The organism is Methanoregula sp. (genome assembly GCF_002835825.1).
Taxonomy (GTDB): Archaea; Halobacteriota; Methanomicrobia; order Methanomicrobiales; family Methanospirillaceae; genus Methanoregula.
This window is the reverse complement of record NZ_PIZH01000350.1, coordinates 1-2,276: the sequence shown is the minus strand read 5'-3', so window position 1 is coordinate 2,276 and position 2,276 is coordinate 1. Positions and strand designations below refer to the sequence as shown.

At 51.8% G+C, this 2,276-nt stretch carries 2 protein-coding genes; both read right to left on the bottom strand.

The annotated features are described in order from the left end of the window. Nucleotides 1-191 precede the first annotated feature (191 nt). Nucleotides 192-1,367, bottom strand: coding sequence for a response regulator (locus CW742_RS10900; protein ID WP_292420309.1), 1,176 nt, complete (start codon nt 1,365-1,367; stop codon nt 192-194). A gap of 166 nt (nt 1,368-1,533) precedes the next feature. Next, the coding region (locus tag CW742_RS10895; RefSeq protein ID WP_292420308.1) for an ATP-binding protein at nt 1,534-2,276 on the bottom strand (743 nt) is incomplete at its 5' end.

Here is a 2,276-nt window from a genome sequence, read left to right as displayed (position 1 = left end):
GGCCACCTGCTGGTCCCTCATCCCGCGGATGACCAGTTCAGCATGGTCCTCGTTATCTTCGACAAGAAGGATATGAAAAGGCTCCCCGGTCAGATCAGCCATAAAGTTTTCTCTTTTCTTTCAATTGTATTAGTAATTTGGGTGGCCCGGATTGTTCTGGAGGAGGCAGGGCGGGGGATATTGCCTCTGGATCATGCGGAACCGGAAAACCGAAACGAACCTTCCGGTATGGCAATTTCGAACCGGGCTCCCTGGCCCGGAGTGCCCGTCTCCGTGATCGTCATTCCGGACAAGGTGAGGAATTCCCGGACAAAGAAGAGCCCGAATTTTCCTTTTCCGCCTGCAATGCGGTCAAAGATCATGGGCTTCTCTTCAAGGGGAATGCCCACACCATCATCTTCGCAGATAAGGATCAGCCTGCCAGGCTCTTTACAAAACGAGAAGGAAATACTGCTGGTTTTCCCCCCGTGCCTGATGGCATTGTTAATGAGATTGTAAAAGACACGGTTGATCAATGGATCGCAATAGATTTCCAGTCCGTGCAGGTTGCATCGGGATGTGATTGAATGTTTCCGGCTCTGGAGTGACATCTGCATCCCAATTGCCCGGTCTACCGGAATCCAGCGCAACTGGCCCAGGCCCATCTGCTGGTATTCTTTTGTTCTCTGGATGATGGATTCTATTGCCTCGATGATTTCCAGAATCTTGCCAATACCGGATGATGATTCTTCATCCTGCTGGTGTTTCTGGATAAGAGCGATATATCCCCTGAGGGCGAATACCTTGTTCTGGATATCCTGGGATGTTACGTCCGTCATCAGGGAGAGTTTACGGTTGGCAAGTTTTGTCCTCTCCTCTGCCTGGCGATGCTCAACGATCTCGTTCTCCAGATCCTGTACCTTCTTTTCGAGTTTCCGGAACAGGACCTCGTTATACTGGCGCAGGATCTCTCTCTCGTCTCCCGGTGCGTTTTGTGGAGGAACGGGACTCTTTCGTCTGCTCTCTTCTAATGTTTCGCTGACAATCCGGGAAAGGGTATCGGCCTTCTGCGGCTTAAGGATGAAGCGATCCGCTCCGAGCTTCAATGCAAACGCTTCGTCTTTTGGATCGGTATAGGTGGCGGTATAGACAATGAACGGGATATTTTTGAGACGTTCATCAGATCTCCATCTCCGCAGGAGCTCAAATCCGTCCATCACCGGCATCAGGATATCGGAGATAATCAGGTCCGGGGGATTTTTTCCTGCCAGATCCAGCGCTTCAGCGCCGTTTCTTGCGGGGATTACTTCGAACTGTTTTGGTTTTAAGATCGATTCCAGCAGGTAAAGGTTCTGTGCATTGTCATCGACGATAAGAATGCGGGTCATGGGTATCAGGTCAGGTTTTCCGTTTCTTTATCGGGAAGGATTTTTTGCTGGTACTAGTGATGGTCGGAGTGCAGGCTGCGATGGATCGTGAATTTACCCTCATCAGATAAATGATCTCGCATGAGTTTTACAAACAATCCAGGGCAGTGACTTCGTTCATATTCACTCAGGGAACCGGCAGGGTGAACTTAAACGTTGTCCCTTTCCCCGCCCCCTCTGACTCCGCCCAGATCTTCCCACCGTGCATCTCTATGATCCGCTTGACGATGGGAAGGCCGATGCCCGTCCCCGGGATAGCTGGTTCGAGTTTTTCAAAAAGGTTGAAGATCCGGGTAAGGTATCGCGGGTTAACACCCATGCCATTGTCACGAACAGAGAAGACCGGTTCCGGCCCCTCCGTGTCGACGCCGATCCAAATCTTCGGATCCGGCCGCGAGCCGGAGAACTTGATTGCGTTCTCGATCAGGTTGATAAGCACTTCCCGTATTCGTACGTGATCAACCTGGACTTCGGGAAGGCCGGGGGCAATATCGATTTCAACGCCGCGTTCGGTAACAGGTCCTGCAAGAAGATCAACCGCTTCCCGGGCAATAGTCTCAAAGGAGATCTTTGAGGGCGGGTTGATCACCCTCCCGACGCGGGAGAGTTCGAGGACATCGTTCAGAAGTGTCTGCATGGTCTCGGCAGCGTTGTTGATCCGCTCGATGTCCCGCTTCACCGTATCAAAATTCCCGGTCTGCGAATCACTTTCCAGGAGACTGGCAAAGCCCCGGATCGTGATGAGGGGACTTTTTAAGTCGTGCGAAACGGTGTAGGTAAACCGTTCGAGTTCGGCATTTTTTCCTTCGAGTTCACGGATCAGGATCTCGCGCTGTTCTTCCGCCCGCACGCGTTCGGTGATATCGGTAA